The sequence below is a fragment of the Flavobacterium facile genome, from assembly GCF_036321945.1.
Lineage (GTDB): Bacteria > Bacteroidota > Bacteroidia > Flavobacteriales > Flavobacteriaceae > Flavobacterium > Flavobacterium facile.
The window spans coordinates 261,280-274,298 of sequence record NZ_JAZAYT010000033.1 but is presented as its reverse complement, the minus strand read 5'-3'; the positions used below and the strand labels follow the sequence as shown (position 1 = coordinate 274,298).

The following is a 13,019-nucleotide window of genomic DNA, read 5'->3' as shown; positions in this document are numbered from 1 at the left end:
ATTACGATACTTTTATTAATGCAATTAGTTTGATATACAATTCACCTTTACTGATAATCCCACCGTTTTGAATAATTTTAAAAACTTCTTCATTACGATTTTCTGCAACTTCTTTTTTCCCAGTTTGAATACTAACCACATCTGTGAAAAGATTATTTCCTAACCACTCTAATCCTTCTGTTGTAAAGAAATCAACGTCTTCATTTGACGTTTGAACAATCAAAGATTCTAATAACGTATCATGACATTTGAAAAGGAAAATATGATTTTTAGAAAAATGATCCACGAAGCGAACATTTGTAATGGCTTTATCCCAAATTAAATCTGAGAAGACATCAATTTCTTGCAAAGCAATTTCTGGTTTATTCGTTTTTAATTCGTCCCATTCTTTTTTATCAATAGTTTGTGTCGCTAAGAAGGTAATAAACTCAGGATGAAGTTCTTCTAATTGTTCTTTAGTTAATCGGGTATATTTCATTGAGATTTTTTATTTTCAAACTTAAGGTTTCGTAAAAATAAAAAAAGCGTTGCAATTGCAACGCTTTTTAAAGAAATATTTTAAATAAAATTATGCTTTTTCAGCAACAATTTCATAAGGTAATTCAATGATTACTTCTCTGTGTAAACGGATAGTAGCATTGTATTTTCCAGTTCTTTTAACAATACCAGACGTAATAAATTTTCTGTCGATTGATTGTCCGTTTGCTTGTAACGCTACTGCGATATCTGCATTAGAAATTGATCCGAATAATTTTTCACCACCTGCTTTTGCAGTAATTTTTATCTCTAAAGCTTTGATTGCTTCTGCAGTAGCTTTTGCATCTGCTACAACTTTAGCTTCTTTATGAGCTTTTTGTTTTAAATTCTCAGCTAATACTTTTTTAGCAGAAGAAGTAGCTAAAATAGCAACTCCTTGAGGAATTAAAAAGTTACGACCATATCCGTTTTTCACAGATACTACATCATCTTTAAAACCTAAATTTTGAACGTCTTGTTTTAAAATTAGTTCCATTTTGTTGTCCTTTTTTATATAAGTTAGGTTCCGCTAAACGAAAACCAACAAATGATTAATATTATTTTAATAAATCCGCCACGTAAGGCATTAAAGCTAAATGACGTGCTCTTTTCACAGCAACAGACACTTTTCTTTGAAATTTCAATGAAGTACCAGTTAAACGTCTTGGTAAAATTTTACCTTGCTCGTTTACAAACTTTAATAAAAAGTCACCGTCTTTATAATCGATATACTTGATACCAGATTTTTTGAAACGACAATATTTTTTTTGTTTGTTAGTATCAATGTTTAAAGGAGTAAGATATCTGATATCTCCTTCTTTTTTACCGTTGTTAGCTATCGACATGATTAGTTTCCTTTAGTTTTTAATTTTTCTCTTCTTCTTTCTGCCCAAGAAATAGCATGTTTGTCTAAAGAAACAGTTAAGAATCTCATGATTCTCTCGTCTCTTCTGAATTCAGTCTCTAAAGAGATGATTAATTCAGCTGGAGCTTGATACTCAAATAAATGGTAAAAACCACTTTTTTTGTGTTGGATTTCATAAGCTAATTTTTTTAAGCCCCAATCCTCTTTTGATACCATTTTAGCACCCTTAGAAGTAAGAAAATCTTCAAATTTGCTTACTGTTTCCTTTACCTGAACATCAGATAAAACGGGATTCAAAATGAAAACAGTTTCGTAATTTTTCATTTGTACGTATTTTTTAAATTGGGTGCAAAGATATACAATTATATTTAATTTACAAATCCTTTAAAAAGTATTTTTTTTAACACAATATTAGTTTATTGTGTTTTTTTTCCATATTTTTATCCTGTTAAACGAAACTTAAATAAAATGATTCCTAATCATTTAACCAATTTTTGCCTATGAAATTAAATACTATTGTTGTTGATGACAGTTCGATTCAGAGAATTACTATTGCAAAATTAATTTCTGAACACACTAATCTTAGATTAGGTGGAGACTTCTCGAATGCTTTAGAAGCTAAAAGTTATATCACAAATAACCATGTTGATTTAATTTTCTTAGATATAGAAATGCCACATATTACAGGTTTTGACTTACTTGACGGGCTAAAAATAAAACCATTAATTGTTTTCATTACTTCAAAAGCAGATTATGCTGTAAAAGCTTTTGAATACTCTGCCTTAGATTTTTTACAAAAACCTATAAAGAAAGAACGTTTTTTAGTTTCTGTAAAGAAAGCAATAGAAATGCATCAATTGAAAAATGATCAAATTCATGATGATCATGGTCCGCATTTAATTATCAAAAGTAATCTTAAAAAAATAAAAGTATATACTTCTCACATTAAATGGGTAGAAGCTTTTGGTGATTATATTAAAGTGGTGACTTATGAAGACACTCATTTAGTACTATCTACAATGAAAGCTTTCGAAACAGAACTTCCAAAAGATAATTTTCTAAGAATTCATAAATCGTATATTATCAATTTAGATAAAGTAGAACGTTTTAATAGTAAGCAAGTTGAAATTGACGGAGAAAAAATTCCGTTAAGTAGAAACAAAAAAGAAGAAATTATTACAATTTTAGAGAGCTATTAATAATCTACATTAATTGTAGTTCTAATAGAACGATACTGCGAAGTCGCCTCAAAACTTATCAAAGCTTTTTTGATAAGTTTTTTTGTATTTATAAGGTTTGTATTATTCGGAATCTTGATTAAAATTGTTCTGATGTATTCATTTCGAATTCGATTTATTGCTGGTTCTTCTGGTCCTAAAATCGGCACCGAAATCGCTTGCTTCAAAACATTATACAGCCAAGTCGAACCTTCACGAAGTTTTTCGTAATCCTTGTGTTTTAATCGAATCTGTAACAAACGGAAATAAGGTGGATATTGAAAATTACGTCTTTCGTATAATTGTTCGTTAAACATTCCCGTATAGTTATTATTCACCACTTGCTGAATCGTATTATGCATTGGGTTGTACGTTTGAATCACAACACTTCCCTTTTTAGCTTTTCTACCAGAACGTCCCGCAACTTGAACCATCATTTGATAGGCGCGTTCGTAAGCACGATAATACGGCTGATTTAATAAATTATCCGCGTTTAGAATTCCGACTAAAGTCACATTTTCGAAATCTAAACCTTTAGCAAGCATTTGTGTACCGACTAAAATATCAATTTCTTGATTTTTAAACGCATCAATCATTTTTTCGAAAGCAAATTTTCCGCGAGTGGTGTCTTGATCCATTCGGGCAATTCGCTTAGTTGGAAATAATTTTATTAATTCTAATTCCACTTGTTCCGTACCAAAGCCTTTTGCAGAAATATCTAAGGAATTACAAGCGTGACAATGCGTTGGTTTTGCCATGCTATGTCCGCAATAATGACATTTTAAATGATTTTTATATTTGTAATATGTTAAACTTACATCGCAACTTGGACATTGAGGCACGTGTCCGCAAGTCGTACATTCTATATATGGCGAATAACCTCTGCGATTTTGAAACAACATAATTTGTTCATTATTCGCTAAAGTTTCGTGCATTCTTTCCAATAATTCATCGGAAAAATGACCATCCATTCGTTTACGGAAGTATTTATCTTTTAAATCGATGAGATGAATTTCGGGTAAAACCACATTATTAAATCGGGTAAACAATTCAATTAAACCGTATTTATTGGTTTTGGCGTTATGATACGATTCTAAACTTGGCGTTGCACTTCCTAATAACACTTTTGCATTATGGAACTTAGCCAAAACAATAGCCGCATCTCTGGCATGATATCGTGGCGCAGGATCTTGTTGTTTGTAAGTTGCCTCGTGTTCTTCATCTACCACAATTAAGCCTAAGTTTGAAAATGGTAAAAACAACGCACTTCGCACACCTAAAACCACTTTTGCTTTTTCAGAATTCTGCAACACATGATTATACACCTCAACACGTTCATTAGAATTGTATTTCGAATGAAAAACGGCAATTTGATTTCCGAAATACGCAGACAAACGTTGTACTAATTGAGTTGTTAAAGCAATTTCAGGCAATAAGAACAATACTTGTTTGTCTTGTTGCAAAAATTCTTCGATAAGTTTTATGTAGACTTCCGTTTTACCAGAAGCGGTTACACCATGTAATAAATTGACATCAAACTGAAGAAATTTTTCTTTAATACTTTCTAAAACTGTAGCTTGAGATTCGCTTAACTGAATTTCGTAATCTTCTTCTTTTTCGAATGAAACACGGTCAGTATTGATATAATATTCTTCGAAAATTTGTTTATCGACTAACGATTTTATGACTGCTGCACTTACACCAGAAGTTTCGATTAATAATTTTGCAGGAATTGGCTTTTTTTCCGTGGCTTGCAATTGAAAATACGACAAAACAATTTCTTTTTGTTTTTTGGCTTTTCCTAAAATCTCTAATAATTCTTGAAGTTTTTCCGCTTGTAAAAATGCATCTTGCAATTTGATGTATTTTACCAATTTGGGCTTGTAATTGTCTTGCACCTCATCTTGCATCGTAAGTAAACCTTTCGCTAGCAAACTTTGAACAATTGGAATTACATTTTTCTTATTTAAAATCTGAGTAATTTCGGAAATCGTTATTGAAGATTTATTTTCTAAGGCTTCTAAAACTAAGAATTCTTCATCAGTGGCTAACGTTTTATCTGATTCTGTATGCGAAGAAGAAATCATCGTTTCACTTTCCAAAATCAATCCAGAAGGTAAGGCCGATTTAAAAACTTCTCCAATCGAACACATATAATAAGACGCAATCCAACTCCAATGTTTCAGTTGAATTTCGTTTACAATCGGAACCTCATCAATAATTTGACTGATTTCTTTGGCTTCGTATAATTCTGGTGGATTGGTATGTTTCTCGACAACTAAAGCCGTGTACACTTTTGTTTTTCCAAACGGAACTGTAACTCGCATGCCTGGTTGCAAAAACTTGTATTCTTCCACATTTACGGCATACGTAAACGTTTTATCAAGATTTAAAGGAAGAATGACGTTGATGAAGTGCATTTTGAGTTGGGAGTTTGGAGTATTTAGTTGGGAGTTTACCTGTTTTTGTCTTCTAAAATAGCTTTTAAATCTTCAATTCTATCATTTGTACGTTCTGATAAACAAGTCGAATAAATTAATGATGAAATACTACCTCCTTTGAATTGTTCAATTTCAAATTTACAATGTGAATCTCGAAATTTCAACCAATCTTTTTGGGCTTTAATCATTAATTGCTTTTCGGTTACATCCAAAACTTCAATTACTTTTTTATAGACTTTATTAAGTTCCTCATCTGCTTTCTTAAAATCATCATGAGCAATTTTATTCATTTCAGCTTGAGTTTGTGCGCTCAGGTTGAAACTGAAACATAATAGAAATAGTAAAAATATTTTATTCATATTGAAATTAAAAAAGAGATTTTTCCTTCGTGAGAACGACAAACTATACTTTTAACTTTTGCCTTTTTACTTGGCTCTTTAGCTATTAATCTAACTTGTCTGTTAATTTAGCAAACACTGCTTTGGCGTCTTTACCTTCGTATAGAATTTGGTAAACGGCATCAACGATTGGCGTTTTCGCTTTGTATTCTAAATTTAGGTTGTAAGCACTTTTTACAGCGTAATAGCCTTCTGCAATCATACTCATTTCCATTTGAGCCGATTTTACGGTGTAGCCCTTCCCTATCATATTACCAAACATTCTGTTTCTGGAGAAAACGGAATATCCGGTTACTAACAAATCGCCCAAATAGGCAGAGTCGTTAATATTACGTTTCATTCTATGTACTTTTTTAATGAATTTTTTCATTTCACGAATGGCGTTACTCATTAAAACTGCTTGAAAGTTATCTCCATAACCTAAACCGTGAGCAATACCTGCAGCAATAGAATAAATATTCTTTAAAACCGCTGCATATTCTGTTCCAACAATATCGTCAGACGTTTTGGTTTTTATATAGTACGAAGAAACATTTTTAGCTAAATATTTGGCTTTTACTTTATCTGAACAAGCAATTGTTAAATACGATAAACGTTCTAGCGCCACTTCTTCTGCGTGACAAGGTCCTGTAATTACCCCAATATTTTCGTAAGGGATATTAAATTTCGAATGAAAATGTTCTCCAACAATTAAACTTGTTTCTGGCACGATTCCTTTAATGGCAGAAAAAATAGTTTTTCCTTCTAAAGACTCGGTCATTTTTTCTAATTCTCCGCTTAAAAACGCAGATGGAATAGCAAAAATAAGTATATCAGCAAATTTTATAGCTTCATTAATATCGTTAGTTAATTGTAATTTATCGGTATCAAAAGCAACAGAACTTAAATAATTTGGGTTGTGTTTTTGGTGCTTCAAATGCTCTAAAGCATAAGTACTACGCATGTACCACGCAATTTTTTCTTGATTCTCACATAACATTTTTGCGATCGCTGTTGCCCAACTTCCGCCTCCTATAACTGCAAATTTTTTATTGTTTTCCATATTCAAAATAATGAACTTCAAAAATACACTTTTTCAATTAGAAGTGCAAGTTCAAAAATCAACATATGGGAACACAGATTGAACAGATATTAAAATTTTATTTAATCTATGTTTTAAAAAACAACTTCAATAAGATAAAAACACACAAAGTACATCTTTAAAAAAATCATGTTGCGGAAAATCTTCTGAAACCTTAATTATAAAGACACTACTTCATCTTGATTCTTTAAAAACTTGTTAATGAGTTGTGAATAAAACAATTTTGGCACGGCTATTGGAATGTACTTTATAACCTTAAAATTAATTATTATGAAAGCAAAATTACTTATAGTGGCATTTATTTCACTCTTCACTTTACAGTCTTGTACAACTGATGTAGTAGTAAATGATTATCAGGATTATCCTAACAACGTTAGTTTACCTGAATTGATGGAAAGTTATGATATATGGTATGTAGATTATAATATGACGACAGGAAATGGAGACGTTCCGTTTTTATCAAAAGCATTTACTGTTTCTTTTTTAGGTGGCGACTTATTTGCAAACAATAATTTAGTTGGATTAGGAAGTAACGGAAATGGTTTCGGAACAAATATTGGATATTACGATTATACTTCAAATTCTGTTCGTGTGAATCACAATATTTATGGATTTTATGAGTTAGCTGTTTATCAGATTTCTCAAAATGAAATTAAGTTAGTCGATCCACATACAAATACGACATATTATTTGATTGGTTACCAAAGGAGTTCTTTTGATTATGATAGAGTGTTTTACGACAATATGCATTATTTCTTGCAAGAATATGTAGCTTGGGAAAAAGTATATACAAGTGCAGCAGGAAATCCAAATGCTTTTGATGCGGAAAACTATTTGAAATTTGTAATTGGTAGTAACAATACGTTTCGTTCTTCACAAGATTACATGATTGGTAATATCAATAACATTTATTGGGATTATACTGGGAATTATAACATTCAGAATGTAGCTGGGAATTATTACACCAAAAAATTAAATCTGTACTACAACAGTAATGATTACGAAGGATTTAACATCACCGTAATTAACGATGGTAGAATAAGATTATATCACATAGCAAGTGGAACAACATACGAATTTGTAGGAAGAGGCTTTATTCCGATTATGAGAAATGCAGCCCAAAGAACCAAAACAAATTTAGAGTTTAAAAAATAGTTAGTAGTTTAGTTTGTAAAAAGCGTCTCGAGGTTTAGTTCTCGGACGCTTTTTTTTATTATCTTATTAAGCAGATAAAAAGTTTTTATAAAATTGAGCTTAGCACCTTTTTACTTTTGCCTTTTTACTTGGCTCTTTTAATTTGCCTCTTTGCTTAATAGCTCATTTCTACAATTTCTCTAACTTTTTCTGGAGTAATATTTTGTTTTTCTCCTAAAGCTTTCCAACCTCTTTCTTCAAAACGGTTTACAATGAAATCGGCTGTTTTAGCATACTCTTCTGTATTTTCAGATAACTTAGTTTTCATTCCCATGGTATGGAAAAATTCTACTGTTTTTTCAATCGCTTTATGAGCAATTTCTTCTACTGAATCTCCTGTTAAATGAAAAACTCTTTCCCCAAATTGTGCTAATTTTTCTTTTTTTGTTTCGAACATTACACGGTATAAATTCGGACCGATAATTGCCAAAGTTCTGGCGTGATCAATTTCGTATAAAGCGGTTAATTCATGGCCAATCATATGCGTTGCCCAATCTGAAGGAACTCCTTTTTGAATTAATCCGTTTAAAGCCATTGTGGCACTCCAAACAAAATTGGAAGCTAATTTGTAATCCGTTGGGTTTTCTACTACATCAGGACCGATTTCAACTAAAGTTTTCAAAATTCCTTCCGCAATTCTGTCTTGTAAAATGGCATCATGCTTATAGGTTAAATATTGCTCCATAGTGTGTGTAAAAGCATCTACAACTCCATTTTGCAATTGTCTTTTTGGTAAAGAAGCAATAACTGTCGGATCAACAACAGAAAATTTAGGAAATAAAGCACTTCCGCCTAATGTTAATTTTTCTTGAGTAGCGTTAATAGTAACTACAGCTCCAGAATTCATTTCAGAACCCGTTGCTGGTAATGTTAACACAGTTCCAAAAGGAATTACTTGAGAAATATCTGTAAAAAGAATTCTTTGTCTTAAAATTTCGGCGGCATCACCTTTATAATTTACAGCAGCAGAAATAAATTTCACACCATCAATTACACTTCCACCACCAACAGCTAAAACAAAACCAATTTTTTCGGTACGAATAATTTCTACCGCTTTCATTAACGTTTCATATCTTGGATTAGGCTCTATTCCACCAAATTCTACAATATTATTTTCTTCAAATTGAGTCGATAAAGCAGCTTTTACTTGATCATACACGCCATTATTAAAAATACTTCCACCACCATAAGCAATCATGATTTTAGTGTTCGCAGGAACCAAATCTTTTAATTTTTCAATTTGTCCTTTTCCAAAGACATAATTTACAGGATTATATAATTCGAAATTATTCATACTATTATTTATTTAATTGTTCTAATAATTTTTTTGCTACTAATTTTGATGATGCTGGATTTTGACCCGTAATTAACAAACCATCTTCCACAGCATATGGCGCCCAATTTTCTCCTTTACTATATATAGCACCATTCGCTTTTAAAGCATCTTCCAATAAAAACGGAACTATTTTAGTTAAGCCAACAGCTTCTTCTTCTTCATTGGTGAAACCTGTTACCTTCTTACCTTTAACCAAATAAGCATCATTTACTTTTACGTTTTTTAATACTGCAGGAGCATGACAAACAAATGCAACTGGTTTATTGGTCGTATAAAAAGTTTCGATTAAAGATATAGAATTTTTATCAGAAACCAAATCCCATAACGGTCCATGTCCTCCAGGATAAAAAATAGCGTCGTAATCAGCAGCATTAATATCTGCTAATTTAACTGTGTTTTTTAATTTTTCTTGTAAAGCTTTATCTCCATCGAAACGTTTAGTATCTTCAGTAGCTGCACTTGGATCTGAGCTTTTAGGATCAATTGGAGGCATACCTCCTTTTGGAGAAGCGATTATAATTTCTACACCTTTATCAGCTAATTCATAATAAGGAGCAACAAATTCTTCAATCCAAAATCCTGTTTTTTCTCCGGTGTTTCCTAGTTCATCATGACTAGTTAATACAAATACTACTTTTTTCATGTTTTCTTTATTTATTAATTGATTTTTTTGAGTTGTGGTTGCTGTTGATTTTACTTTACAACCGAAAGTTAAAATTACAAGTAAGCTTACTAAAATACGTTTCATGATTTTTTATTTTTTTTTCAAAATTACGACTTAAATGATATTAGTAAAAATAATTTAAATTATATTTGTGATAAATAAAATTATATCATGGTAAATTTAGAATGGTATCGAACCTTTAAATCTGTATATAAAAACGGGAATTTTTCACTAGCTGCAAAGGAATTATTTATTAGTCAGCCAGCTGTTAGTCAGCAAATGGCTATGTTAGAAGCGCATGTTGGTTATAAACTATTCAATAGAAAATCGAAAGGTGTTGAACCCACCGATTATGCTAAGTTACTCAATAATTTGATTATAGAAGCTTTAGATAGGTTGGAAAGTGTAGAAAACGGGTTTCGAGAAAAAGCTTTCAATGCGAATAAAGTAGTTTCTGTTGGAATTTCTCAACATTTATTTACAAGTATAGGTTCGAAGTTACTTTCGAAATTTGATTTTATTGATTTTTCTTTTGGAACAAATGATGAATTATTCCAGTTGGTAGATAACAAGAAGATTGATTTCGCTATAGTTTCTAAAAAATACGACACGTTTGATACGATACAAAGAATAGTAGGAACTATAAAACAAATAATTGTTGCTAGTAAAGATTTAGAACTAAATACCGTTAAAAAAGAAATTGAAAATGAAAATTATACCGCGATTGAAAATTGGTTGAACCAACAAAAATGGTATAATTATGATGCGCAAATTCCACATGTAAAATTATTTTGGCTATATGTTTTTGATAAAAAAAGACCGTCGATAATTTCAAACTATATTATTCCTTCTGAATCGCAATTATTAACCACATTATCTGAAAATACTGGAGTTTCAGTTGTTTGGAATATCAATGCAAAACCATTTATTGAAGAAAAAAAATTACAATTGGTTTGGAATAGTACGAAAATGCCAAGTACAGAAATTTATATATTGTCAAGAAAAAATGATACCTTAAGTTCGATATTAGAAGAAGTTCAAAAGGAAATTAGTGCGTCTTTATCCGTTTAATTTTCCTTCTTGAATTACTTCTTATAAAACAAATTATGCGCTACATAATCCCAAACTTTGTGTGGCAACATGGGAATCACATTTTTATTGTTTTTAATACTTTCGCGAATGAACGTCGATGATAATTCAACAACTGGTGCTCCTACTCTATGGATTTTTGGATGGTTGACAAATTGCTCGTCTATTTCTCCAGAATTTAATCGTGGATACACATAAATTTCATGATGTTGCAAAATGGCTTCGTAGTTTTTCCATTTATGAAGCGAATTCAAATTGTCTTCGCCCATAATTAAAGAGAATTCGTAAGTAGGATGTTTCTCTTGTAAATGCACTAACGTATTTATCGTATAATTAGGCTGTGGCAATTTAAACTCAATGTCCGAAGGTTTAATTTTTGGAAAATCTTCTGTTGCTAAATGCACCATGTGTAACCGATGGTAATCATCCAACAAGGTGTTCTTTTGTTTGTGTGGATTGTGCGGCGTTACGACCATCCAAATTTGATCTAAATCCGAATGCTCCGCCATATGATTGGCGATAATTAAATGCCCAACATGTATTGGATTAAACGTTCCGAAATATAAACCTATTTTCATTTTTATTGTTGTTTCGCAGAGATACACAAAGTTTTTTCACAGAGCATCGCAAAGAATAAAAGTTTTGTGAAACTCTGTGTAATATCTATTTGTTTACAAATTCTTTTACCAAATTATACGCATCAACCTTTGCAACGTCTAAATCGTAATTTTTAATAATCGTATCAAATTGTGGAGCTGTAGCTAATTCAACTGAAGCTTTTGCAATTCGCATGTTGATTTTATCGTCGCTTTCTGTAGAACGTTTTTTTAATCGGATTTTCAATTCGTCAATACTTGGTGGTTTTACAAACACTGCCAACGTTTCTTGTTTGAATTTCGATTTAATTCGTAATCCGCCAGACACATCAATATCGAAAATGACATTTTTTCCTTTTGCCCAAATGCGTTCTACTTCGTTTTTTAAAGTGCCATAGAAATTATCTCTATACACTTCTTCCCATTCTACGAAATCTTCCGCTTTGATGTGTTTTTTAAATTCGTCTAAAGAAATAAAATAATAATCCTTTCCATGAACTTCTTCGCCACGTGGTTCACGAGTAGTACAAGAGATTGAAAATTCTAAATTTAAATCTTCTTGTTTTAATAAATGCCTTACTATAGTTGTTTTTCCCGACCCAGATGGTGCTGAGAATACTAATAATTTACCTTGATTCATTGTGTTGTATCATTGATGTTCTGTCACTCTGAACTAGTTTCAGAGTCTCAATTTTTTAGATTCTGAAACAAGTTCAGAATGACAAAAATTTACAGTACGTTTAAAACTTGCTCTTTAATTTTTTCTAATTCGTCTTTCATCATGACTACCAATTTTTGCATTTCGGCGTGGTTCGATTTGGAACCCATGGTGTTGATTTCTCTACCCATTTCTTGCGTGATGAATCCTAATTTTCTTCCGTTAGCTTCACTTCCATTTAAAGTTTGTAAGAAATAATCTAAATGATTGGTCAAACGTACTTTTTCTTCGGTAATATCTAATTTTTCTAAATAATAAATCAATTCTTGTTCGAAACGATTCGTATCTACATTCACTTTTAATTCATCAATAGCGGTTTGTAAACGTTCTTTGATAGCTGTTACTCTTTCTGGATCTAAAGCTAAAGCTTGATTCATGTAACTTCTAATATTTTCAATTCTTAATGTGAATTCTTTTTCTAAAGACGCACCTTCAGAAGTTCTGAAAGACAACATGTTTTCAATCGCTTCGTCAATTACGGTTTGAATTTGTTTCCATTCGTTCGGGTCAATTTCTTCACGTTCGGTTTTCATCGTATCTGGCATTCTTACTGCCATTTTCATCAATTCCGTTTCGTCAGCATTTGGCAAAATGGCTTTCATTTGAGCGATGTAAGCTTTTACAATAGCCGCGTTAATTTTAGAAGAAGTTTCTTCACCAGTTACCTCAACAAATAAAGAAAAATCAACTTTTCCTCTTTCTAACTTTTGAGCTAGAAGATTTCTTAAAGCCAATTCGTTTTCTCTATAAACAGAAGGCATTCTTGTGTTTAAATCGAGTCCTTTACTGTTTAAAGATTTAACTTCTACTGTAATTTTTTTGGTTGATAATTGCAAACTTGCTTTACCAAAACCGGTCATTGATAATATCATATATTTTTATAAAAGAGTGTAAAGATAAGTTT

The 13,019-nt window shown here is 31.4% G+C and carries 15 protein-coding genes; 3 read left to right on the top strand and 12 right to left on the bottom strand.

Annotation, left to right across the window (positions count from 1 at the left end):
* Window position 1 precedes the first annotated feature (1 nt).
* The 4 genes from UEQ13_RS10320 to rpsF all read right to left on the bottom strand — a co-directional run bounded on the left by UEQ13_RS10320 (window position 2) and on the right by rpsF (window position 1,705).
* Window positions 2-478 carry a DUF6495 family protein gene (locus UEQ13_RS10320; RefSeq protein WP_329806269.1) on the bottom strand — a complete coding sequence of 159 codons (477 nt, stop codon included), beginning with the start codon at window positions 476-478 and terminating at the stop codon, window positions 2-4.
* Window positions 479-568: 90 nt separating this feature from the next.
* A complete protein-coding gene (gene rplI, locus UEQ13_RS10315) occupies window positions 569-1,012 on the bottom strand; it encodes a 50S ribosomal protein L9 (RefSeq protein WP_329806268.1) in 444 nt (147 codons plus the stop codon).
* Window positions 1,013-1,073: 61 nt separating this feature from the next.
* The gene (gene rpsR, locus UEQ13_RS10310; RefSeq protein WP_091312528.1) at window positions 1,074-1,361 is read right to left on the bottom strand and encodes a 30S ribosomal protein S18; all 288 of its coding nucleotides are present in this window, start codon (window positions 1,359-1,361) and stop codon (window positions 1,074-1,076) included.
* 2 nt (window positions 1,362-1,363) lie between these two features.
* Window positions 1,364-1,705 carry a 30S ribosomal protein S6 gene (rpsF, locus tag UEQ13_RS10305; RefSeq protein ID WP_091312525.1) on the bottom strand — a complete coding sequence of 114 codons (342 nt, stop codon included), beginning with the start codon at window positions 1,703-1,705 and terminating at the stop codon, window positions 1,364-1,366.
* 176 nt (window positions 1,706-1,881) lie between these two features.
* Between rpsF and UEQ13_RS10300 the strand changes: the two genes are divergently transcribed.
* Window positions 1,882-2,580: a LytR/AlgR family response regulator transcription factor gene (locus UEQ13_RS10300; protein WP_329806267.1), complete on the top strand. Its 699-nt coding sequence runs from the start codon at window positions 1,882-1,884 to the stop codon at window positions 2,578-2,580.
* Here the strand turns inward: UEQ13_RS10300 and priA are convergent.
* The 3 genes from priA to UEQ13_RS10285 form a co-directional block, all read right to left on the bottom strand.
* Window positions 2,577-5,018 carry a replication restart helicase PriA gene (gene priA, locus UEQ13_RS10295; RefSeq protein WP_329806266.1) on the bottom strand — a complete coding sequence of 814 codons (2,442 nt, stop codon included), beginning with the start codon at window positions 5,016-5,018 and terminating at the stop codon, window positions 2,577-2,579. The genes UEQ13_RS10300 and priA overlap by 4 nt on opposite strands.
* Window positions 5,019-5,053: 35 nt before the next feature.
* The gene (locus tag UEQ13_RS10290; RefSeq protein WP_329806265.1) at window positions 5,054-5,398 is read right to left on the bottom strand and encodes a lysozyme inhibitor LprI family protein; all 345 of its coding nucleotides are present in this window, start codon (window positions 5,396-5,398) and stop codon (window positions 5,054-5,056) included.
* Window positions 5,399-5,483: 85 nt separating this feature from the next.
* Complete coding sequence (locus UEQ13_RS10285) at window positions 5,484-6,479, bottom strand: NAD(P)H-dependent glycerol-3-phosphate dehydrogenase (RefSeq protein ID WP_329806264.1); 996 nt, start codon at window positions 6,477-6,479, stop codon at window positions 5,484-5,486.
* A gap of 309 nt (window positions 6,480-6,788) precedes the next feature.
* Here UEQ13_RS10285 and UEQ13_RS10280 point away from each other — a divergent pair, with 309 nt between their 5' ends.
* Entirely contained in the window at window positions 6,789-7,673 is an 885-nt protein-coding gene (locus tag UEQ13_RS10280; RefSeq protein ID WP_329806263.1) for a nicotinic acid mononucleotide adenyltransferase, read from the top strand.
* Between the two features lie 154 nt (window positions 7,674-7,827).
* Here the strand turns inward: UEQ13_RS10280 and UEQ13_RS10275 are convergent, their stop codons facing one another.
* Complete coding sequence (locus tag UEQ13_RS10275; protein ID WP_329806262.1) at window positions 7,828-9,006, bottom strand: iron-containing alcohol dehydrogenase; 1,179 nt, start codon at window positions 9,004-9,006, stop codon at window positions 7,828-7,830.
* Window positions 9,007-9,010: 4 nt separating this feature from the next.
* Window positions 9,011-9,796 (bottom strand): type 1 glutamine amidotransferase domain-containing protein, encoded by a 786-nt coding sequence (locus UEQ13_RS10270; RefSeq protein ID WP_329806261.1) that lies wholly within the window; start codon window positions 9,794-9,796, stop codon window positions 9,011-9,013.
* Between the two features lie 87 nt (window positions 9,797-9,883).
* On the opposite strand from UEQ13_RS10270, the gene UEQ13_RS10265 reads away from it, so the two are divergent.
* Window positions 9,884-10,783 carry a LysR family transcriptional regulator gene (locus UEQ13_RS10265; RefSeq protein WP_329806260.1) on the top strand — a complete coding sequence of 300 codons (900 nt, stop codon included), beginning with the start codon at window positions 9,884-9,886 and terminating at the stop codon, window positions 10,781-10,783.
* A gap of 14 nt (window positions 10,784-10,797) precedes the next feature.
* Here UEQ13_RS10265 and nadD read toward each other — a convergent pair whose 3' ends face one another.
* From nadD to UEQ13_RS10250, 3 genes are all read right to left on the bottom strand, one after another.
* Entirely contained in the window at window positions 10,798-11,379 is a 582-nt protein-coding gene (gene nadD, locus UEQ13_RS10260) for a nicotinate (nicotinamide) nucleotide adenylyltransferase (RefSeq protein ID WP_329806259.1), read from the bottom strand.
* Between the two features lie 85 nt (window positions 11,380-11,464).
* Window positions 11,465-12,037 (bottom strand): guanylate kinase, encoded by a 573-nt coding sequence (gene gmk / locus UEQ13_RS10255; protein WP_166126630.1) that lies wholly within the window; start codon window positions 12,035-12,037, stop codon window positions 11,465-11,467.
* Window positions 12,038-12,126: 89 nt separating this feature from the next.
* Window positions 12,127-12,987, bottom strand: coding sequence for a YicC/YloC family endoribonuclease (locus UEQ13_RS10250; RefSeq protein ID WP_329806258.1), 861 nt, complete (start codon window positions 12,985-12,987; stop codon window positions 12,127-12,129).
* Window positions 12,988-13,019 lie beyond the last annotated feature (32 nt).